This window comes from Bradyrhizobium jicamae (assembly GCF_018130215.1).
GTDB lineage: Bacteria > Pseudomonadota > Alphaproteobacteria > Rhizobiales > Xanthobacteraceae > Bradyrhizobium > Bradyrhizobium jicamae_A.
Window position 1 is genome coordinate 52,666 of sequence record NZ_JAFCKQ010000032.1, and the last position, 21,032, is coordinate 73,697.

At 65.2% G+C, this 21,032-nt stretch carries 20 protein-coding genes; 10 read left to right on the plus strand and 10 right to left on the minus strand.

The features are described 5' to 3' along the window. Positions 1-5 precede the first annotated feature (5 nt). Positions 6-1,070, minus strand: a complete 1,065-nt coding sequence (locus tag JQ586_RS27585; RefSeq protein ID WP_212397779.1) for an amidohydrolase family protein — start codon at positions 1,068-1,070, stop codon at positions 6-8. 442 nt (positions 1,071-1,512) lie between these two features. Here JQ586_RS27585 and JQ586_RS27590 point away from each other — a divergent pair, with 442 nt between their 5' ends. Beyond that, complete coding sequence (locus JQ586_RS27590) at positions 1,513-1,737, plus strand: hypothetical protein (protein ID WP_212397780.1); 225 nt, start codon at positions 1,513-1,515, stop codon at positions 1,735-1,737. A gap of 182 nt (positions 1,738-1,919) precedes the next feature. Here the strand turns inward: JQ586_RS27590 and JQ586_RS27595 are convergent, their stop codons facing one another. Further along, entirely contained in the window at positions 1,920-2,630 is a 711-nt protein-coding gene (locus JQ586_RS27595; protein ID WP_212397781.1) for a DJ-1/PfpI family protein, read from the minus strand. 56 nt (positions 2,631-2,686) lie between these two features. Here JQ586_RS27595 and JQ586_RS27600 point away from each other — a divergent pair, with 56 nt between their 5' ends. After that, complete coding sequence (locus JQ586_RS27600; RefSeq protein ID WP_212397782.1) at positions 2,687-3,679, plus strand: GlxA family transcriptional regulator; 993 nt, start codon at positions 2,687-2,689, stop codon at positions 3,677-3,679. A gap of 64 nt (positions 3,680-3,743) precedes the next feature. Here JQ586_RS27600 and JQ586_RS27605 read toward each other — a convergent pair whose 3' ends face one another. Then, the gene (locus tag JQ586_RS27605; protein WP_212397783.1) at positions 3,744-4,292 is read right to left on the minus strand and encodes a carboxymuconolactone decarboxylase family protein; all 549 of its coding nucleotides are present in this window, start codon (positions 4,290-4,292) and stop codon (positions 3,744-3,746) included. 248 nt (positions 4,293-4,540) lie between these two features. On the opposite strand from JQ586_RS27605, the gene hydA reads away from it, so the two are divergent. Continuing rightward, entirely contained in the window at positions 4,541-5,995 is a 1,455-nt protein-coding gene (hydA, locus tag JQ586_RS27610) for a dihydropyrimidinase (protein WP_212397784.1), read from the plus strand. 56 nt (positions 5,996-6,051) lie between these two features. Here the strand turns inward: hydA and JQ586_RS27615 are convergent, their stop codons facing one another. Next, entirely contained in the window at positions 6,052-6,348 is a 297-nt protein-coding gene (locus tag JQ586_RS27615) for a DUF1330 domain-containing protein (protein ID WP_212397785.1), read from the minus strand. A 131-nt stretch (positions 6,349-6,479) separates the two neighbouring features. Then, complete coding sequence (locus tag JQ586_RS27620; RefSeq protein ID WP_212397813.1) at positions 6,480-7,394, minus strand: LysR family transcriptional regulator; 915 nt, start codon at positions 7,392-7,394, stop codon at positions 6,480-6,482. 116 nt (positions 7,395-7,510) lie between these two features. On the opposite strand from JQ586_RS27620, the gene JQ586_RS27625 reads away from it, so the two are divergent. Both JQ586_RS27625 and JQ586_RS27630 read left to right on the plus strand, forming a co-directional pair. Continuing rightward, positions 7,511-8,089: a chromate transporter gene (locus JQ586_RS27625; protein ID WP_212397786.1), complete on the plus strand. Its 579-nt coding sequence runs from the start codon at positions 7,511-7,513 to the stop codon at positions 8,087-8,089. Next, positions 8,086-8,616 (plus strand): chromate transporter, encoded by a 531-nt coding sequence (locus tag JQ586_RS27630; RefSeq protein ID WP_212397787.1) that lies wholly within the window; start codon positions 8,086-8,088, stop codon positions 8,614-8,616. The genes JQ586_RS27625 and JQ586_RS27630 overlap by 4 nt, the downstream gene beginning before the upstream one ends. A gap of 6 nt (positions 8,617-8,622) precedes the next feature. Here the strand turns inward: JQ586_RS27630 and JQ586_RS27635 are convergent, their stop codons facing one another. Genes JQ586_RS27635 through JQ586_RS27650 form a run of 4 tightly spaced genes read right to left on the minus strand, consistent with a single transcriptional unit; the run spans position 8,623 to position 12,104 of the window. Then, a complete protein-coding gene (locus JQ586_RS27635) occupies positions 8,623-9,006 on the minus strand; it encodes a cupin domain-containing protein (RefSeq protein WP_212397788.1) in 384 nt (127 codons plus the stop codon). A gap of 16 nt (positions 9,007-9,022) precedes the next feature. Then, complete coding sequence (locus tag JQ586_RS27640) at positions 9,023-9,547, minus strand: hypothetical protein (RefSeq protein WP_249148225.1); 525 nt, start codon at positions 9,545-9,547, stop codon at positions 9,023-9,025. A 32-nt stretch (positions 9,548-9,579) separates the two neighbouring features. Continuing rightward, the gene (locus JQ586_RS27645; protein WP_212397789.1) at positions 9,580-10,284 is read right to left on the minus strand and encodes an SDR family oxidoreductase; all 705 of its coding nucleotides are present in this window, start codon (positions 10,282-10,284) and stop codon (positions 9,580-9,582) included. A 20-nt stretch (positions 10,285-10,304) separates the two neighbouring features. Beyond that, positions 10,305-12,104, minus strand: a complete 1,800-nt coding sequence (locus tag JQ586_RS27650) for a thiamine pyrophosphate-binding protein (protein ID WP_212397790.1) — start codon at positions 12,102-12,104, stop codon at positions 10,305-10,307. A gap of 187 nt (positions 12,105-12,291) precedes the next feature. Between JQ586_RS27650 and JQ586_RS27655 the strand changes: the two genes are divergently transcribed. From JQ586_RS27655 to JQ586_RS27670, 4 genes are all read left to right on the plus strand, one after another. Beyond that, positions 12,292-13,179, plus strand: coding sequence for an IclR family transcriptional regulator (locus tag JQ586_RS27655; protein WP_212397791.1), 888 nt, complete (start codon positions 12,292-12,294; stop codon positions 13,177-13,179). A 154-nt stretch (positions 13,180-13,333) separates the two neighbouring features. Continuing rightward, positions 13,334-14,572 carry an ABC transporter substrate-binding protein gene (locus JQ586_RS27660; protein ID WP_212397792.1) on the plus strand — a complete coding sequence of 413 codons (1,239 nt, stop codon included), beginning with the start codon at positions 13,334-13,336 and terminating at the stop codon, positions 14,570-14,572. Between the two features lie 87 nt (positions 14,573-14,659). Further along, a complete protein-coding gene (locus tag JQ586_RS27665) occupies positions 14,660-15,535 on the plus strand; it encodes a branched-chain amino acid ABC transporter permease (RefSeq protein ID WP_212397793.1) in 876 nt (291 codons plus the stop codon). Beyond that, entirely contained in the window at positions 15,532-18,069 is a 2,538-nt protein-coding gene (locus JQ586_RS27670; RefSeq protein ID WP_212397794.1) for a branched-chain amino acid ABC transporter ATP-binding protein/permease, read from the plus strand. Before JQ586_RS27665 ends, JQ586_RS27670 begins: the two co-directional genes overlap by 4 nt. A 102-nt stretch (positions 18,070-18,171) precedes the next feature. On the opposite strand, the gene JQ586_RS27675 is transcribed toward JQ586_RS27670, so the two are convergent. Continuing rightward, entirely contained in the window at positions 18,172-19,236 is a 1,065-nt protein-coding gene (locus JQ586_RS27675; protein ID WP_212397795.1) for a ketopantoate reductase family protein, read from the minus strand. A gap of 415 nt (positions 19,237-19,651) precedes the next feature. On the opposite strand from JQ586_RS27675, the gene JQ586_RS27680 reads away from it, so the two are divergent. Continuing rightward, on the plus strand, positions 19,652-20,890 hold the full coding sequence (locus tag JQ586_RS27680; protein WP_212397796.1) for a branched-chain amino acid ABC transporter substrate-binding protein: 1,239 nt from the start codon (positions 19,652-19,654) through the stop codon (positions 20,888-20,890). Positions 20,891-21,032: the final 142 nt, after the last annotated feature.

Consider the following 21,032-nt stretch of genomic DNA (forward strand, 5'->3'; position numbering starts at 1 on the left):
CCTCCTTATGAATCCAGCTTCAACCGCGGAAAGGTCTCCCGCGGATTGTCTTCACACATCCGAGACACGATGCTCTTTGGCAGATGCGGCGGAATCGGATCGTCGCCGTCGAACTGCCAGTGCGGATAGTCGGATGCGAACAGGAACATCTTGTCGGAGCCGATCTGGTCGATGACGTCTTCCACGCCGGTTGGATCCGGCGGGCCGTCGAACGGCTGCATGGTGACGCGGAAATGATCGCGGATGATCGAGGCCGGCTCGCGCTCGACCCAGGGCACTTCGACGCGGACGCCGCGCCAGGTCTTGTTGGCGCGCCACATGAAGGCCGGCAGCCAGCTCACGCCTGACTCCATCAGCACGATCTTCAGGTGCGGGAATTTGCCGAACACCCCCTCATAGATCAGGCTCAGCGCCTGCGCCTGGAACGCCTGCGCCTCCGCCAGGTAATATTCGTAGCGATAGGACGGCCAGCCGATCGAGCTCGGCGCGGTGCGGTAGGCGCTTCCTGCGTGGATCGCGATCGGCAGTTTGTATTTCTCCGCGGCCTGGTAGATCGGCCAATGGTGACGGCGGCCGAGCAGCGTCTCGCCCTGCGAGGGCACCAGAACCGACACGAAGCGATTGTCGGAGGCGCGGCGCTCGATCTCCTCGACCGCGAGGTCCGGCGCCTGAATCGGCACCACGATCGAGGCACGCAGCCGCTTGTCCCTCGCAAGCCACTCGGCCGCGATCCAGTCGTTGATCGCCCTGCAGAAGTCAGCCGCCATGTAGGGATCGAACACCGCCTGAGCGCCGTACACGACATTGCAGATCGCGTGGCTGGCGCCGAGCTGGTCGAACGCACCGCGCTGCACCATGGCAAGATCGCTGCCGGGCTTGCTTCCGTCCGCCGGGCGCCAGTCGGCGCGGCCGCTCAGGGGCATCGATGGCGGATAGGAGTTGAGATCGAGCCCGTCGATGGCCCGGCTGACGACCTGCTCCTTCCAGTGATCGTTGAGATAGGGCAGCAGCGTAGTGCGCGTCCCTCCCACCGCGGGATGGATGTCGCAGTCGATGCGCGTGGCCGCCATGGCGTTCCTCACACCCTTAACTTGATTCTTGTCTCGATTCTTGTCTCGATTCTTGGCGGCATCCATGCCGCGAACCGGACTGTGACGCCGATGGCCTGATCCTGCAAGCCGATAGATGCGGGGCAGCTCCGCCCGGTCAGCGCATCAGCCTGCTCACGGGCGCGAAGGCCCTTGCCGCAGCTTCAGTTTCGGCATCATCGCTGGAGCTTGAGCAAGTTGTGCCAGAGGAGATTTGAGTGCAGAAACCGGCAACTTAGTCCCCTTAGTCCCTTTAGTGCCTTGAGCCGTTTTCAGATCGTTCCGTGATCGGAGCGAAACATACTGCTGGCGCTTGCGCGCAATAGAGCGCAGCCTTGCCCCATCGCCGCACGACCTTCGGTATACATCGGCGATGAGAACGCCGGTTGCGCTCCCGCCTGTATACTCAAGAGGAGCAACGGGAATGCCGGTCACGCGTCAATTCGCAGACATCAATCTCACGCCTGACCAGCAGCACATCATCGAACTGGCATTCGGCACCGCTTTGCGCAAGCTCAACCTGGTTGATCGCAACGATCCGCTGTGCGACCTCGTGGCCAAGACGATGGTCGAGGTTCTCACGCGCGGCGTCACCAACGCCTTGGCGCTATCCGAGATAACGATCCGGGAAATTGGCGTGCTGAGGTAGCGAAGCGCGACGGAAGAGCATCGCGCAACCTACGCGATCCTTTCAATGTTGGACCGCTGAGACTACGTGAGAGATTCGCTGAGTTCGCCCGCGCAGCATCCTGCTCGGGTTTCATCGTCCATCATCGTAGATCACCGCCGATCACGGCCACGCGCTCGTGAGTCCGCCAACGCGCCGCCCGGCTAACCCGGAACTGCGACGCCGAGCCTTGCAGCCAGGCGGCGTGCGGTGTCCTCCCGCCGGGCGGTCATCGCGCTCATGGCCTGCCTGGCCTGTGCGACGACTGCGGGCGGCGCGGTCTCAGGCGTGCCGCTGTCGAAAGGCGGCTCCGGCGCATACGCCATGTAGAGCTGGATCGATCGCGCCGCATCGTCACCGCGCAATTCGGCGGCGAGCCGCAACGCGCCGTCGATGCCTGCGGTGACACCGGCGGCAAACACGTAGCTGCCGTCGACCACGACGCGTTCATTGACCGGGGTAGCGCCGAAGAACGGCAGCAGATGAAACGACGCCCAGTGCGTCGTTGCCCTGCGCCCCTTCAGCAGGCCGGCGGCACCGCACAGCAGGGCACCCGTGCATACGGAGAAGATGCGGCATGCTCCCGCTGCCTGCTGGCGGATCCAGCCAAGCACTTCCGTATCCTCCATCAGGGCTTCCTGGCCGAAGCCGCCTGGCACGTGCAGCACGTCGAGCGGCGGCGCATCCGCCAGCGCGCCATCGGGCATCAGGCGCAATCCCCTGACGTCACGGACCGCGCCTGATGTCTTGCCGTAGATGCGATAGGTCGAATTGGGAATCCGCGACAGCACCTCGAAGGGGCCGGTGAGATCGATCTGATCGACGCCGTCAAACAGCAGCGAGCCGATCTGCAGATGAACGTCATGAGGAATCATTGCCGTACTCCTGTTCCACTCTGGACAAGGTAACGCTATCGCGTCACGCTCGCGCGATGACGCCAAAGCCCCCACGTTCTCAGCCAAACGGCAGCCGCCTGGTCGAGGTCGTCGCCTTTCCCTCCGTGCAGTTGCTCGATGTCACCGGTCCGCTGCAGGTGTTCGCGTCCGCCAATGCGATGATGGCGAAGGACGGCAAGGCCGAGCCATATGCGGTGCGGATTGTCGCAAGGCGCGGTCCGACCATCGAAGCATCGGCCGGCGTCGGGCTCGCGGTGCATGCGCTTTCTCCGATCGATACGGCCGTGGATACGCTTGTGATCGCCGGCGGCGACGGCGTCCATGCCGCCTCCGATGATGCCACGCTGGTCGACTGGGTCCGCCAACGCACCGGGCGCGCGCGTCGTACCGCATCGGTCTGCACCGGCGCGTTCCTGCTCGCCGCGTCAGGCGCGCTCGATGGGCGGCGCGCGGTCACCCATTGGGGCTTCTGCGCGGAACTTGCCCGGCGCTATCCCCTCGTCCGCGTCGAGAGCAATCCGATCTTCGTGCGCGACGGTTCGATCTGGACCTCGGCGGGGGTAACGTCAGGCATCGATCTCGCGCTGGCGCTGGTGGAAGAGGATCTCGGCCGCGCCATGGCGCTGGCGGTCGCCCGCTATCTCGTGGTCTTCTTCAAACGGCCGGGCGGACAAACGCAATTCAGCGAGATGCTGCTGCTGCAGGCCTCCGAGGACAAGTTCGGCGAACTGCATGACTGGATCGGCAATCATCTGGCCGACGATCTCTCGCTCCCGGTGCTGGCAAGGCAGGCGGCCATGAGCGAGCGCAGTTTCAGCCGTCACTATGCGGAAGCGACAGGGCTGACGCCGGCGCGTGCCATCGAGCGCCTGAGAGTGGAAGGCGCGCGGCATCTGCTGTCGGAGACGCGCCTGCCGATCAAGCGCATCTCGCAGCGCTGCGGCTTCGGCTCGGAAGAAACCATGCGCCGCAGCTTCCTGCGACTGCTCGCCACCACGCCACAGGATTACCGGGCGAGATTCAGCTGACGGTCGCCAAAACGCGCACGACGGCCTTGCGGCCGCCGCGGCGTGCTGTCTTGTCCGATGCTGCTCAACCGTTCCAGGCATGCGCCTGCAACATCTCCTCGAGCGGCGGGTTGGTCACGCTGCCGACATAGTTGGTGATCGTCGACGCGGCGACGATGGTGATTGTCTCGAGCAGCAGCTCCTTGCTGAAGCCTGCGGCCAGGAAACGCTCGACATCCCCCTCATCGAGCCGCCCGCGCTTTTCGATCAGTGTGCGCGCCAGTGTCGAGAGCGCGCCGAGCCCCTTGTCCACGGGCGATCGGCCGCCGCGCATCGCCGCGACGTCGGCGACATCGACGCCTGCCTGCGTCGCGAGCACGGAATGCAGCGCAACCGCCCAGGCGCAACCATTTGTCACGGCGTCGGTGAGCAGCACGGTCTGGATCTGCGGCTCGGTGAAGCTGCCGCCGTGAACCTTGTCGAAGATGCCTATGAAGCTCTGGATCAGCACCGGTGACGTCGCCATCGTCGCGGCGAGGTTGGGGATCATGCCGAACCGCGCCTGCACATCCTTCAGGGACGGTTTGGAGGCCTCGGGGGCGGTGTCGAACGTATGAACAGGAAAACGTGCCATCGGAATTGCCTTTTGCTGGTTGGGCCGTGTTTCGCTGCATGCAATCTAGCTGCAGCAATCGCGCCGGCCTCGCCAAAGGCCCCACATTCCACGCCATCGGCCCGAATGCCCCGATGGTCGGATCGAGCGCTCAAGAATGGTTCAGCGACTGGCTAAATTTTCACCTGTCACCGGGCCATCACGCGGCCTACGCTGAGTGCGATCCCCGCGCTCCGCGGTCGCGCAAACATTTTTTTCCCGGAGACATCATGCCCCTCCTCATCCGTGGCGGCACCGTCGTCAATCACGATCATTCGCGCCGCGCCGACGTGCTGATCCATGGCGAAACCATCGCCGCAGTCGCCACCGCGATCGAGGCGCCCGCGGGCAGCGCGATCATCGATGCCGGCGGCTGCTACGTGATGCCGGGCGGCATCGATCCGCACACCCATCTCGAAATGCCCTTCATGGGCACCGTCACAGCCGATGATTTCGAATCCGGCACCAAGGCGGCGCTGACCGGCGGCACCACGATGGTGGTCGACCACTGCCTGCCCGACCCCGGCCAATCCCTGCTCTCGGCCTATCAGGACTGGCGGCGCAAATCCGAGGTGGCGGCCGCCGACTACGGCTTCCACATGGCGGTGACGTCGTGGTCGAAGCAGATCCACGACGAGATGGAGACTGTCGTCAAGACCTACGGCATCAACACCTTCAAGCATTTCATGGCCTATAAGGGCGCGCTGATGGTGAATGACGACGAGCTCTACAACTCGTTCGCCCGCTGCGCAGGCCTTGGCGCGATGCCGCTGGTGCATGCCGAGAACGGCGACATCGTCGCGCGCATGCAGGAGGCGATGATGGCGCGCGGCGTCACCGGGCCCGAGGGCCACGCCTATTCGCGGCCGCCGGAGGTCGAGGGCGAGGCCACCAACCGCGCCATCATGATCGCCGACATGACCGGCACGCCGCTCTATGTCGTGCACACCAGCTGCCGCGAAGCGCATGAGGCGATCGCGCGGGCGCGCGCGGCGGGCAAGCGCGTCTATGGCGAGCCGCTGATCCAGCATCTGCTGCTGGATGCGCGCGAATATGCAAGCAAGGACTGGAACCATTCGGCGCAGCGCGTGATGTCGCCGCCGTTCCGCGACAAGGTGCATCAGGACAGTCTGTGGGCCGGACTGCAGGCGGGATCGCTGCAGGTCGTCGCGACCGACCATTGCGCCTTCACCACCGAGCAAAAGCGGTTCGGGCTTGACGATTTCCGCAAGATTCCGAACGGCACCGGCGGGCTGGAAGACCGCATGCCCCTGCTCTGGACCGCAGGCGTCGGCACCGGGCGGTTGACGAAGGAGGAGTTCGTCGCAGTGACCTCGGCGAATATCGCCCGCATTCTCAACATCTATCCGCGCAAGGGCGCAGTCGCCACGGGCTCCGATGCCGATCTCGTGGTGTGGGATCCCGCGGCGACCAAGGCGATCCGCGCCAGCACGCAATTCAGCCGCATCGACTACAACGTGTTCGAAGGTTTTACCTGCACCGGCGCGCCGGCGATCACCCTGTCACGCGGCAAGATCGCCTGGAAGGACGGCGATCTTCGCGCCGGGAAGGGCGATGGCCGCTACATCGAGCGACCCGCCTTCCCGCCCGTCCATGTCGCGAACTCGACCTGGAAGGAATTGACCGCACCACGTGCCGTTCCCCGCGGCCCCGTCACGCCCTGACGACGGAATGAACCCGGGATCGGCGAAAACGTCACAAGCCTGAGCTTGAATTCCGGTTATGCGCCTTCGAGCGTAATCAGCATATCCAGATCGCTCGTGCACGACTTTCGCAGCGCTATGAGTGGTTGATATTCGGGCGACGTGTACCAGGCGTTGAGCGCGTCCATGGTGGGAAATTCAATGATCACGACCCGTTCGGGGAGCCAGTGGCCGCCTTCCGGAAATTTATGGCTGCCACCCTTCGTCAGGTAGCGGCCACCATGCTTTGCGATCATCGGGCCTACGGCGATTCTGTATTCATCGAATTTCGCGGCATCGGTGATCTTGTGTTCCACAACCAGATAAGCGGGCATTCAACCCCTCCTCGTGGTGAAGATTGCTACCGTCCCGCGCCTTTCAGCGCCCAGCTCGATATGATCCTACTTCCATGACCGCGGGTGGCGTTTGCGCTATAATGCCGCATCAGCAACCCGGCTGGCCCCCTTCATCCGACGGCACGATCTTTCACGCGGCGCGAGACGATGCCGAGCAGGCGGGCCAGCGTCCCGCTCGCCGGTCCCTTCTTGCGCGCCAGCGCGAGCGGGGCGACCAGGCCTGCTGCGCGGTCGAGCCGGAGATAGGAAACACCGGCAGTCTCCAGCCGCGCCATCGATTCCGGCACGATCGAAATTCCGAGCCCCGCCGCGACCAGGCTCAGCGTCGAGACCATCCGCGACGCCTCCTGCGCCACTTTGGGGCTGAAGCCCGCCGCCCGGCAGGCGGCGATGATGCTGTCATAGAGGCCCGCGCCGGTCGGGCGGCGGTAGAGGATCAGGGGCTCGTCGGCGAGCGCGGCCAGTGCAATCCGGCGGCGGGTGTCCTTGCGGGCGCGCGGATGATGGTCCGGCAACGCGACCAGCATCTCCTCGTTCAGCAAATGCGTGATCGTGAGCCCTTCCAGCCGCTCGGTCGGCGAGCGCACGAAGGCCGCGTCGAGCCGGTCGGCTTCGAGCGCCTCGATCAGCTCGGCGGTCGAGGCTTCTTCCAGCGACAGCGTGATCGCCGGCGCGCGTTCGCGCATCTCGCGCATCACGCCGGTGACGAAGGGATGGAACGCCGCCGAGCTGGTAAAGCCGATCGCAAGCTGGCCTTCCTGGCCGCGGCTGGCGCGGCGCGCAGCCTCCACTGCAAGATCCGCGTCGCGCAGCACTCGCCGTGCCTTGTCGACGAACGCCCGGCCGGCCGCCGTCAAGTCGACCCCGCGCGGCTGCCGGCGAAACAGCGGTGCGCCGATCGCGGCCTCCAGCGCGCGGATCTGTTGGCTCAGCGGCGGCTGCTGGATGCCGAGCCGTGCCGCGGCGCGGGTGATGTGGCCTTCCTCGGCCACGGCAACCGCATAACGAAGATGGCGCAGCTCGATCACCTGGTGATCCATATCCAGAACATATCGATTTTGCTTCTACCATATATTTGAAATTTGGCATGCCGCCAATTAGGCTCTCGTTCGAAAACGCTCGAACCGGAACCGATGCTCCGATGGACGCCAAGTCAGCCCCGACCTCAGCCCCGACCACGATCACGCATGACGCGCCAGGCGTGAGTGAGCTGTTCACCGGCTTCTTCATGCTCGGGCTGACCGGTTTCGGCGGGGTGCTGCCATTGTCGCGGCGGATGATGGTGGAGAAACGCCGTTGGTTGACCGGCGCGGAATTCACGGACCTGCTCGGGCTCTGCCAGTTCCTGCCCGGCGGCAACATCATCAACATGTCGGTCGCGGTGGGGCTCAAGTTCCGCGGCATTCCCGGCGCGCTGGCGGCGATCATCGGCCTGATCGCTGCGCCGACGGCCGTGGTGATCGCGCTCGGCGTGATCTATGAGCGCTACGAGAACGCGCCGACCGTCCGTCACCTGTTCGGCGGGCTCGCCGCCGCGGCGGCGGGACTGCTGGTTTCGATGGCGATCAAGATCGCCTGGCCGCTGCGGCGGGACGTGCAGGGCCTGCTGATCGTAGCGCTCGGCGTGCTGGCGATCGCAATCCTCAAGCTGCCGCTGCTGCCGACGCTGCTGACATTGGCGCCGCTCAGCATCTTCCTGAAATCGAGGCAGGCGTCATGAGCGGCACCCTCGTCACGCTGGCTCTGATCTTCACCGAACTCTCGGTGCTCGCCTTTGGCGGCGGCAACACCATCCTGCCCGAGATGAAGCGCCAGGTCGTCGACATCAATCACTGGATGTCGGCACAGGAATTCAGTGCGCTGTTCGCCCTCGCCCAGGCTGCGCCCGGGCCGAACATGATGGTCGTGCCGCTGGTCGGCTGGCACGTCGCCGGTTTCGCCGGCGTGCTGGTGACGTCGCTCGCGAAGTTCGGGCCATCCTCCCTCATCACCGGCGTCGCCCTGCAGCTTTGGGAGCGCTTCAAGGACCGGCCCTGGCGGCGGCATGTGCAGGCCGGCCTCGTTCCGGTCACCGCGGGCCTGGTCACGGCCAGTGCCATTGTCATCACCCACGCCTCGGCTCCAAGCTGGAGCCTCGCCTTGATCACCGCGCTGGTCGCGATCGCCACCACCACGACCCGTATCCATCCACTGCTGGCGCTCGCCGCCGGCGCGGTGCTGGGGCTGACCGGTCTCGGCCAGCCATGAGGCGGTCTACGCCGGCGCCACCGCATCATTCACCGGCGAGGTGATGACGAGAAACACGAGATCGACCAGGCCGGAGTTCGAGATCGCATGCTCGACGCCGGGCGGCAGGAAGATCACGTCATGCTTGCGCACGACGCGCGCTTGACCCGCGATCTCCATCAGCCCTTCGCCCTCGAGCACGTGATAGATCTGCTCCTGGATCTTGTGCTTGTGCCGCGCGACGCGGGCCATCGGCTGATACAGCGAGATGCGGTAATCGAGGTGGCGCGCGCCCGCGGTCTCCGGCATCACCAGCGGCTTCGACAGCGCGCCGCCGAAATGATCGGGAAATTCGCGCCAGGGCACCTCCGCGATGTTGCGGATGAAGGCACCATTGCTTTCTGAGTCCATCGGATGTCGTCCCCGGTTACGCTTGCGCGAAACGATGCTTCACATACAGCGCAAGCGGCACAGCATAGAAGAAATGCGACATGAACCCGCCGATGATCACGGCGGGATCGAGGTAGTTCGGATGGTTGTCGGAGGCGACCGCGATCGCGACATGCATCACGATCCAGAGCAGGACCGCGAAGAACAGTGCCACCAGCGTCGCCTCGTACCCGCGGCGCCGGAACCACGGCCAGGCGAACGCAAACGCCACGCCCCAACCGAGCGCGAAAACAAAATGAATGCCGGTGCCGACGAGATAGGCGATGCCGCCGAGCTGGTCCTGCACCGCCTTTCCGAACACGAGCCCGGTCGCGTTGCGGGGAATGCCGGCCAGCGGCATCAAATGCTGCACGCCGACCCAGACGATGGCTTCATAGATCCAGATGATCACGCCGCCGAGCAGGCCGCCCGCGAGGCCGATCAGCACCTTGTCCCTGCTGTCGGGCTCGCCGGCCGCACGCGACGCGGTCGCGCGTTTGCCAATGATGCCTTCCTGCGCCACCGCGTCCTCCTTCCTGACCGCAGCCGGTGCCGTCAGACGACCAGCGCGCCGCCGTCGAGATAGATGGTCGATCCCGTCATGAATCCGTTGGTCATGCAGGCGACGATCTGGTGGGCGACGTCCTCGCCTTGACCGACCCGCCCGACCGGCAGGCCCGCCGCCGCCCTGGCCAGCATGTCCTGTCGTGCCGCTTCCGGCATCGCGGCCCGGATCGGCGTATCGATGATGCCGGGCGAGACGCAGTTGACCCGCACCGGTGCGAGTTCCAGCGCGAGCGCCCGCGACAGCGATTCCAGCGCGGCGTTGGCAGCGCTGATGATGGCCGAGTTGGGCCGCGGGCGGATGCTCAGGAAGCCCGAGACCAATGTCAGCGACCCGCCGGTGCGGAACTCCGCCACGCGCGCGACGCGCCAGGCGCCCCAGAACTTCCCTTCGAATGTCGAACGCACATCCGCCATCGGTACGGTCTTGAACGGACCGGTGCGCAACTGCGCGGCGGTGACGACGACATGATCCACCTGCCCGGATCGCCTGAAAAGGTTTTCGACACTGGCATCGTCGGTGACGTCAGCCGGGATTGCCGCGACCTTCAGCCTGCCTGCGACCGCATCGAGCTTTTCGGCGTTGCGCGAGGCGATGATGACGTCGGCGCCTGCGTGCCTGGCCAGTTCCGCGGTGGCGAGGCCGATGCCGGAGGAGCCCCCGACGACGACGACCTTCTTGCCTGCGAGCTGCATGCTGCCCTCCTGGTTTCCGATCACGCCGGCTGATAGCGCGTGCCGATGCCGGGCTTGCTCTGGCCGAGCCCGGGCAATTCCCACACCCCCGCGCCGGACGGATTGACGTCGGCCGCGATGTCGACGTCGATCAGATACGGTTTGTTGGCGGCAATGCCCTTGCGCACGGCCTCGCCGATATCGCCGGCACGGTCGACGCGCACGCCCTCGACGCCGCAGGCGCGCGCCATCGCGGCGAAGTCCGGATTGTAGCGCTCACCCGAGACCGGATCGTGGAAATCGGTCGCGAGCTCGCGGCCGTCGAGGTAGCCGCGCTGCAAGCCGCGGATCGAGGCATAGGCGTAGTTGTTCCAGACCACCCAGACCACGGGCAGATTGTATTCGACCGCGGTGCCGAGCACGTTGGCATGCATGAAGAAGGCGCCATCGCCGCAAACGGAGACGCAGGGCCGGTCGGGCGCGGCGAACTTCGCGCCCATCACGCCGGCGACACCAAAGCCCATCGGGCCGAAACCCATCGAGCCGATCAGCGAATCCGGTCGCCGCGGCTTGCAGAAGCCGAGCAGCCAGTTGTGGTGCACGCCGATATCGCTGACCAGGATCGCATCCTCCGGCAGCGCCTTGTCGATCTCGGCGGCGGCGCGCTGCGGATTGATCGGCGTGGTGTCGTCGGAGAAACCGGGCGCGACGAAACGGTCCCACTCCTTGCGATAGGTGTCGATCTGCGCCAGCCATTTCGCGCGCGCATCGGCCTTCACCGTGATGCCGGCGCGGCGATCAAGCTCGGCATGGACCTGTTGCAGGAACACGCGGACATCGGCCATCAGGCCGAGCGCGACCGGATAGTTGCGGCCGATCTCCTCGGGATCGATGTCGACATGGATCAGCCGCGTTGGTGGAATGGTGAAGGAATAGCCCGGGATCCAGGAGCTCGAGGTGCGGTCGTCGAAGCGCACGCCGAGCGCCAGGAGCACGTCGGCCTGGCGCGTGGCGTGGTTGGCCTGATAATGGCCTGCGCGCGCGACGAGGCCGAGCGCCAGCGGATGATGACAATCGAGCCCGCCGAGGCCGCTTGCCGAAGCCGCGACCGGAATCTGCAGGCGCTCGGCGAGCCGCTTCAATTCCCCGGCCGCGCCGCCATAGCGGACGCCCTGCCCGATCAGGATCACCGGCCGCTCGGCGCCGAGCAGCATGTCCACTGCCTTCACGACTCCATCAGGATCGGCGCCGCAGCGGCTGGAGATATTGGCGTTCCAGCTTTGCGCGTTCGGCGCCTCCTCGGCGGCGGATTCCATGAAGACGTCGAACGGCACGTCGAGCACGACGGGACCCGGCCGGCCCGATGTCATGGTCTTCCAGGCCTGCCGCACCGCGAGCGGCACCATCTCGCCGCGGGTCGGCTGGAACACCTTCTTGCAGATGGTGCGCACGGTGGAGGGGAAGTCGGCCTGATGGTGCCGGTACATCTCCTGGAACGCGCCGCGGTTGAACTGGCTGGTCGGCACGTTGCCGGTCACCGCCATGAACGGCACGGAATCCAGGAACGCGTTGGCAAGCGAGATCGGCAGGTTGGCCGAGCCCGGGCCGCAGGAGGTGAAGGTCGCGGTCGGCCGCCCCGAGACACGGTAGTACACGTCGGCCATGAAGCCCGCGACGCTCTCGTGATGCACCGAGATCGTCTTGATGTCGGCCGAGCGCTCATACAGCGCGTCGATGAACTGGATGTTGCCGTGGCCGCAGAGACCGAACACCTGCGGCACCTTCTCCTGGATCAGATAGTCGACGATCACCTGGGCCCCGTTGAGCATGTTGCGCGACATCGACAGCACTCTCCCCTGAGCTCAACGGCCGGCCGGTTGGACCCGGCCTTGGCGGGGGCAAACCGTATGTCTCATAATACTGTACGTCAATTGCTATTGTGATATACGTTCGTGAAACGGCCTGCACCGCTGTTCAAGCGTGCGCCCGCCTGTAGGGTTTGACGAACGCCGGACGAAAAGAGGTTCCGTGAAACCGCGTACCAAGAACAAGACATCGGCCGCCAGGCCCGCCGACTTGCGCAAGGCCGCTATCGCCAAGCTCGTACAATCGCCGCACCGTGACATCGACGACGAGGCAGAGGACCGCGCACGCGGCGGCGTGCAGTCGCTCGGCCGCGCCTTCTCGATCCTGGAAGAGGTGGCGCGCCATCGCGACGGCATCGGGCTTGCCGACCTCAGCAAGCTGGTCGGCCTGCACAATTCGACGACGTTCCATCTCGCCAAGACGCTGGTCTCACTCGGCTATCTTCGCCAGGAGAAGGATTCGAAGCGCTATCGCATCGGCCGTCCGCTGTTCGCGCTCGCCGCCAGCGCGCTCGACGAGATCGAAATGGTGAATGTCGCAACGCCGATTCTCGAGGACCTGTCGCGCGAGACCGGGGAAAGCGGCCATTTCGCCGTGCGCATGGGCGATGCGGTGGTGGTGATCGCGCGCACCGCCGGCCCCGGCGCATTCCAGCTCACCGACCGCGTCGGCGTGGTGCGGCCGGCGCATTGCACCGCGCTCGGCAAGATCATCCTCGCCTCATTGCGGCCCGATCAGCTCACCCGCTTCCTGGAACGCGTCGAGCTGAAGCCGTCGACCAGCAAATCGATCACCGAAAGCACGGTTCTGCTGCGCGAGATCGCCGAGATCAGGCGCAGCGGGATCGCCTTCGACGACGGCGAATACAATGCCGAGGTGCGCTGCATCGCGGTTCCGGTGATGGATTTCACCGGCCAGATCATCGGCGCGCTCGGCATCTCGGGGCCGATCTGGCGAATGACCAACCAGGCGCTGCAAACCCACGCCAAGGCCGTGCGCGTCACCGCCAACCGCCTGTCGGTGGAGTTCGGCGCCAAGGGTGTGATCTAGGCGTCCTGCCAAGCGCGTATACGACCAAAGACGCGGCAGCGCTTTAAGCGTTGACAGGCTCCGCCGCGTCCGGAAATATCCTCCAATAATAAAAGAAGGTCTCTCACAATGTCGCATAAGCGGCGAGAGCACTGGCTGCGCCCGGGAGGAGAGCATGATCCACTACAGCCGACGCAGATTGCTGAAACAGGGCGCCGCGCTGGCCGGCGTGGCGGCGATCGGGTCGCCTGCGATCGTCCAAGCACAATCCGACAAGATCAGGATCGGCCATCTGACGCCGCTGACCGGCTTCCTGGGCGCGCTCGGCGCCTATGCGCAGCTCGGCATCCGCATGTCGGCGGAGGAGATCAACGCCGCCGGCGGCGTGATGGGGCGGCCACTCGATATCCAATCGGAAGACTCGGTCAACCCCGCGACCGCGGCGACCAAGGCGCAGCGCATGCTGGACCAGGACGGCGTCGCGGTCCTGATGGGTGAAATCAACTCGGCCTCCGCGCTGACCATCATGCAGGTCGCGGACCGCAACAAGCGGCTGTTCATGCAGATCGGTGCACGTTCCGACGCGCTGCGCGGCAAGAACTGCAACCGCTACACCTTCCATGTCGACATCCCCTCGACCGTGATGGTGAACGCGGTCGGCAAGGCGCTGGTGCGTGACAACATGATGAAGGACAAGAAATTCTACACGCTGACCGCCGACTACATTTTCGGCCATGATCTGGCGCGTGCGGCCAAGGCGTTCTTCGACGGCAATGGCGGCAAGCTGATCGGCGACGAACTGGTGGCAACCGACGTCACCGATTTCAGCCCGTATCTGCTGAAGATCCGGCAATCCCGGCCCGACATCGTCTGCTCCAACCTCGCCGGCAACCAGGTCACCAATCTGATCAAGCAATATGCCGAGTTCGGCCTGCCCTATCCGATCGTCGGCTTCAACCTCAATACCGCGGACGCCTGGGCCGCCGGCGACGGCAATCTCAGCGGCACCTGGCCGACGGTCTGGTACCATACGTCGGATGTGCCGGCGTCGAAGATCTTCGTCGCGAACTTCATCAAGAAGTACGGCAAGCCGCCGGAGAACCACGCCTGGATCGAATACGTCTCGCTGAAGATGATGGCGCAGGCGATGAACGAGACGAAGTCGACCGACACCGACAAGCTCATCGCCTATTTCGAGAAGCAGACCGAGTTCGACATCCTGAAGGCCCGCAAGGGCTACTTCAGGGCGTGGGATCACCAGCTTATGCAGGAGGCCTATCCGTTCACGGTCAAGCCCAAGGGCAAGGCGAAAGACCCGTGGGACACGCTCGAGCTCGGCGCAGCGATTCCCGCGCCGAACGAGTCGCTGGAATCGATTGCGCTGACGAAGGAGCAGAATCCCTGCTCGATGTGATGCGCAAAGTGGCGGCCGCTTCTCCCTCGCCCCGCTCTTGCGGGGAGAAGGGGGACGGGGTCAACCAGACGCCAGTGTGGAACATACATGCAATTCGGGTTCTTGCTGGAACAGGTGGTGAATGGCCTCGTGCTCGGGGGCTACTACCTGTTGATCGCGCTTGGGCTGTCGCTGATCTTCAGCGTCGGCGGCATCGTCAATCTCGCCCATGGCGCATTCTACGCGCTCGGCGCCTATGTCTCGGTCGAGCTCACGCGCTATTTCGGATTCGGCCCCGCGATCGTGCTGTCGCCGGTCGCGGTCGCCCTGCTCGGTATCCTGTTCGAGCGCTTCATCCTGCGCCGCTTCTACATGTCGGATCCGATCCTGAGCCTGCTCGTCACCTTCGGCCTGGCTCTCGTCGCCGAGCAGGCGATCCGCATGATCTGGGGCGCGGCGCCGCTGTCGGCCTCGATCCCGCCCACGTTCCGCGGCTCGATCATCCTCGGTGACTTCCTGTTCTCGCGCTATCGACTGTTGATACTTGCGGTGGTCGCGGCCGTGCTGCTCGGCGTCTGGCTGTTGCTGCACAAGACCTCGTTCGGTCGCGTTGTGCGTGCCGGCATCCAGCGGCCCGACATGGTCGCTTCGCTCGGCATCCGGCTGGAGCCCTACATGACCGTGATCGTGATGCTCGGGGTCGGCATGGCCGCGCTCGGCGGTGCGTTCTTTGCGCCGATATCAATCGTGCAACCGGCGATGGGCGCCGAGATCATCACGGTCGCCTTCGTCGTCGTCGTGATCGGCGGGCTCGGCAGCTTCTGGGGCGTCGTGATCGCAGCACTGCTGGTCGGCGTCGTCAGGGGCATCACCATCCATTTCGCGCCGGCCGCCGGCGAGGCCTCGATCTACGTGCTGATGTTCCTGGTGCTGATGGTGCGGCCCCGCGGCCTGCTCGGCGAGCGCATCGAGAAATTCGAATGATCGTATCGGCGACGGAAAAATATCGCCCGCTCTGGCTGGCGACGCTGGCGATGATCGCGCTGCCCTTCTTGCTGCACGCGCTCGGGCTGTCGCTGAACACCGGGACGACGGTGGTGGCGCTTGCGATCGCCGCGCTGGGGCTCAACCTCTGCATCGGCTACACCGGCCTCGTCTCGTTCGGCCACGGCACCTGGTTCGGCATCGGCGCCTATGCGGCCGGCCTGCTCCAGCTGCATTATTTCCCCGGCGAGATCTGGCTGCCGCTGCTGCTGGCGATGGTCACGGTCGCGGTTGCCGCGACCTTCGTCGGCGCCGTGATCCTGCGCCGGCGCGGCGTCTATTTCTCGCTGCTGACCCTGGCGCTCGCGGCGCTGACCTATACCACGGCGTTCCGCTGGAGCAGCCTGACCGGCGGCGAGGACGGGCTCGGCGGCCTGAAGCGCGGGCATCTCGGCCCGCTCAATCTCGACGATGCGCTGACCTATTACATCGTGGTCGCGCTGATCGCGCTCGGCATGCTTTATCTGCTGCTCCGCCTGGTGCGCTCGCCGTTCGGCCATGTGATGGTCGCGATCCGCGAAAATCCACTGCGCGCCGGCTTCCAGGGCTATCGGATAGAACGATACAAGCTCGCGGTGTTCGTGATCTCGGCCGCCGTCACCGGCCTTGCCGGCGGCCTGATCGCGTTCCAGAACTACCTCGTCTCGGCCGAGGCGGTCTCGGTGCCGTTCTCCGGCGAACTGCTCGCGATCGTCGTGATCGGCGGGATGCGCAGCATGCTCGGGCCCGCGCTCGGCGCGCTGTTCTATATCCTGTTCCGCGAGTTGCTCTCGATCTGGACGCCGGACTGGCTGTTGTGGTTCGGACTGATCTTCGTCGGCTTCGTGATGTATTCGCCCGACGGCCTCGTCGGCATCTGGTCGCAGATTGCGCGCCGCCTCCGGCCCCCGCCGGAAGAGGCCGCCGCGATGAGCCGGCGCAAGACCTATGACGGCCTGCCGCTGCCGGACTTCCTGATCCCGGCAAGCCGCGTCGGCGCCGTGCTCGAGGTTGCCGGCGTCGCAAAATCCTTCGGCGGCATCCGCGCGGTGTCGGATGCGAGCTTGATGGTCGCCGCCGCCGAAATCCACGCGCTGATCGGACCCAACGGCGCCGGCAAGACCACGCTGTTCAACCTGGTGTCCGGGCTGTACCCTACGGACCGCGGCTTGATCCGCCTCAACGGCCGCGAAATCCAGGGCACTCCGGCAGACCTGATCTGCCATCAAGGCCTGTCGCGTTCGTTCCAGATCACCAACCTGTTCAAGGGTCTCTCGATCTACGAGAACCTCCGGCTGTCGCGGCAGGCACAACACAAGCGGCGCTTCAACCTCTGGCGCGATATCGACGGCTACGCCGACATCCACGCCGAGACGCAGGCGCTGGTGAAGTTCCTCGGGCTGGAAGGCATCGAGAGCATCGAAGCCGGCGCGCTGTCCTATGGCGGGCAGCGCCTCGTCGATCTCGGCATCGCGCTCGCCTCGAAGCCGAAAGTGCTGCTGCTCGACGAACCGCTGGCGGGGCTCGCCGCCGCCGAGCGCGAGCGCGTCTCCAACCTGATCCGATGCGTCGCCGCCAGGCTCCCGATCCTGATCGTCGAGCACGACATCGATCGCGTGCTCGGCTTCTCCCACCGCGTCACGGTGATGAACCAGGGCGAAGTCCTGATGACGGGATCGCCGGAAGAAGTGCGCTGCGACCGCCGCGTGCAGGAGATCTACACCGGGTCGGGGGTTCCGCCGGTCGAGCATGCCGGCCGCGACGATGCGACAGCGGCCGCAGCGCCGCTGCTGAGCGTCGACCGCATCAACACCTTCTATGGCAAGAGCCACATCCTGCATGATGCGACGTTCGATGTCCGGCAGGGCGAGATCGTCGCCCTGCTCGGCCGCAACGGTGCCGGCAAATCGACCCTGCTGAAGACGCTGGCGGGCCTGGTGCCGGCGGCCTCAGGCCGCATCGCCTTCGACGGCCGCGACATCTCGCGCCTCGGGGCACCCGACATCGCACGGCTCGGCATCGGCTATGTGCCGCAGGGCCGCGGCCTGTTCGCGGGCATGACGGTGCGGGACAATCTGGCGCTCGGCCGCCTCGCCCGCGACACTGACGGACGCAGCGGCGTCGCCTGGAGCGAAGCCGAGATCCTGGCGCACTTCCCGCGGCTGAAGCAACGCATGGACGTCGCCGCCGACTATCTCTCCGGCGGCGAGCAGCAGATGGTCGCAGTCGCCCGCGCGCTGTCGGGCAATGTCAGGCTGCTGCTGCTCGACGAGCCGTTCGAGGGCCTGGCGCCGGCCGTGATCCTCGACCTGTTCAGGGTGTTCGATGCCCTGCGCCAAAAAATCCCGATCGTGATCGTCGAGCACAATCTCGACCTGGTGCTGGCGCTCGCGAACCGCGTCTATGCGCTGGAACGCGGCGCCGTATTCCACGAGGGCCCGGCCAGCGAGTTGCTGGTCGATCTCGACTACCGCAAGAAGGTGCTGTGGCTGTGAGCGCCGCGGCTGTTATCGGCACAACGCGTGAGGGAGCCACTGGCCGATGGGCTCCCTCCCCCTTGCGGGAGGGGGAGCCTGAGAGGCGTGCCTACCTGGTCCTCACTGCGCCCCTGATCCGCCCTGCACGATCTTCTCGTTCAGCTTCGCATCGACGGTCTCGACCGTGCGGTCGATCTCCGTGCTGGGCGTGCCGAGCTGATGCGAGATCAGCTTCACAAGCAGGTCGACGCGCTCGATGAAGGGCGCGCCGGCCGCCACCGCGCGGGCCGCCGACGAGGGCTTGAGCAGGCTTTCCGCCGCCTTGGCGTATTTCGCGAACGGCACCTGATCGGCAGGGTCGGCGCCGAGGCGCCGCGCGATGCCGTCGACATGGTCGTAGATCGCCTGCGAACGCGCCAGATCGCCATGCACGGCGTCGCGGATCGACTGCGGCTCCGATGGGGTGATGCAGCGGTAATTGCCGGTCAGCAGCATCGACCATTTCGCCAGCGGCACGAACAGGGACGAGAACACTTTCAGCTTCACCGGGACGTCCTGGCCATCCAGCGTCACCGCGTCGATGTCGGCCTCGAGCTCGCGCAGCACCTTGTTGTGCTCGTCGTCGGCGAACACCGCGGCCTTGAAGTTGGTCGGCAGCCCGACATGCAGCACATTCGCCTTCTCATCCGGCGGACGGAACGCCTGCGGATCGGGCGAGCAGAGCGTCACGAGGCCCGGCTTGAAGCGCTCCCACACCTGCGCATTGGTGTAGGCCTCCTCGAGATCCATGCCCGCGAGCGCGGGGATACGCTTGAGGTAGGGCAATGGCGGCATGTTCATGATCGAGAGGCAGGGCAGCCCTGCCGCGGCAATCCTGATCATGAGCACGCGCACCGTGTGGTTGGTATATTGCGGCTCCTGCATCGCAAGGCCGACCATGTCGTAGCGCGAGACGTCGACGTCACCGGGCGTCACCGCGTCGAGCTTGCCTGGAAGGTCGCGTGAAAAGATCGCGCGGTGCGTCTTTTCGTCGCGCAGCTTGATGCGAACCTCGGTGCCCTCGCGGTTGATCAGCTCTGCCGTGTTCTTGCGGCAGACCAGGGTCACGTTGTGACCCGCCATCAGCAGCTTGGTCCCCAGCAGCGAGCCGTAGGAGGCTCCGAGAATCAGAATGTTGCGCGCCATGCTCCCTCTCACAAAGACAATCCCGGAATGTTCTTCACGCGAAGTCTGGTATACCACGAGAGCAACCCCTTACCGGAAGGCGCGGCGGTGTCCAGCGTAAAGTGACCACTGCGGCGATTGTGCCGTCTGCGCGACACCCCGATCCGGGGCTCAAATAACCCGATTGGTGACATCTTTCGGGAACCGCAACTTACGTCTATCGTGGCTCGCGGTCTTATTCCTCACCACGGGATGAGCGATGGTGTTGCAGGGATTTACCGAGCGCTTGCTCGCTTTTGCGGGACGTCCGGCGCGAGCCATGCCCAAACCAGACTTGTCAATGTCCGGTTCGCGCAGTATCGCCTTCGATGTTGCGCTGCATGGTCGGCGGACAATTTCAATCAAAAGTCAATCGCCAACGAGGAAACGACAAGACATGCGTCATCTTCCCATCGCCGTGGCTGCGGCTGTCCTGATGCTTGGTGGCGCGGCCTCCGCGCAGGAAACCGTCAAGATCGGCTATATCGATCCGCTCTCAGGCGGCGGCGCCAGCGTCGGTGAAGGCGGCCTGAAGACGTTCCAGTATCTTGCCGACGAGTTGAACGCCAAGGGCGGCGTCCTCGGCCACAAGGTCGAGATCGTCCCGCTCGACAACAAGACCAATCCGCAGGAAAGCCTGGTGCAGGCCCAGAAGGCGGTCGACGCCGGCATCCGCTACATCACGCAGGGCAACGGCTCGTCGGTCGGCGCCGCGCTGGAGGATTTCGTCACCAAGAACAATTCGCGCAATCCCGGCAAGGAATTGCTCTACTTCAACTATGCCGCGGTCGATCCGAGCCTGACCAACGAGAAGTGCAGCTACTGGCATTTCCGCTGGGACGCGAGCTCGGACATCAAGATGGAAGCGCTGACCAACTACATGAAGGATCAGCCGTCCATCAAGAAGGTCTATTTGATCAACCAGGACTACTCGTTCGGCCAGTCGGTGCGATCGGACGCGCGCAAGATGCTGGCGGCGAAGCGGCCCGACGTGCAGATCGTCGGCGACGAGCTGCATCCGCTGCTCAAGATCACCGACTTCTCGCCCTACATCGCCAAGATCAAGGCGTCGGGCGCCGACAGCGTCGTGACCGGCAATTGGGGCCAGGACATCGCGCTGCTGTTGAAGGCCGCCGCCGACGCCGGGCTGAAGGTCAACTGGTACACCTATTATGCCGGCGGCGCCGGCGGCCCGACCGCGATCAAGCAGACCGGCCTCGATCACCAGGTGTACCAGATCACCGAGGGCATCCCGAACTCCGGCAACAAGGCGGCGATGGATTTCGAGAAGGATTTCCGCGCCAAGGTCAACCTGTCGCTGTGGTATCCGCGCGCCGTCAATGAGATGCGGATGTTCAAGGCGGCCGCCGAGAAGGCCAACTCGATCGATCCGGTCAAGGTCGCCGCCGCGCTCGAAGGCATGAAGTTCGACGTGCTCGACGGCGGCGAGGGCTTCATGCGCGCCGACGATCACCAGTTCTTCCAGCCGATCTACATCTCCTCGTTCGGCACGCTCGCCGACAAGGCCAAGGAGCCGTTCGACGAGGAGAACACCGGCTGGGGCTGGCACCTCGTCTCCAAGATCGACACCGCAAATGCGATGGTGCCGACCACCTGCAAGATGAAGCGGCCCTGATCGGCCGCCGTTCCCAGGTCATTCCGGGGATACCGATCAGTCATTCCGGGATGGTCCGGAGGGCCAGACCTCAGGTGCGCTGTTGCGCACCTGGGATTCTCGAGATTCCGGGTTCGATGCATCGCCCCGGAATGACAGTCAG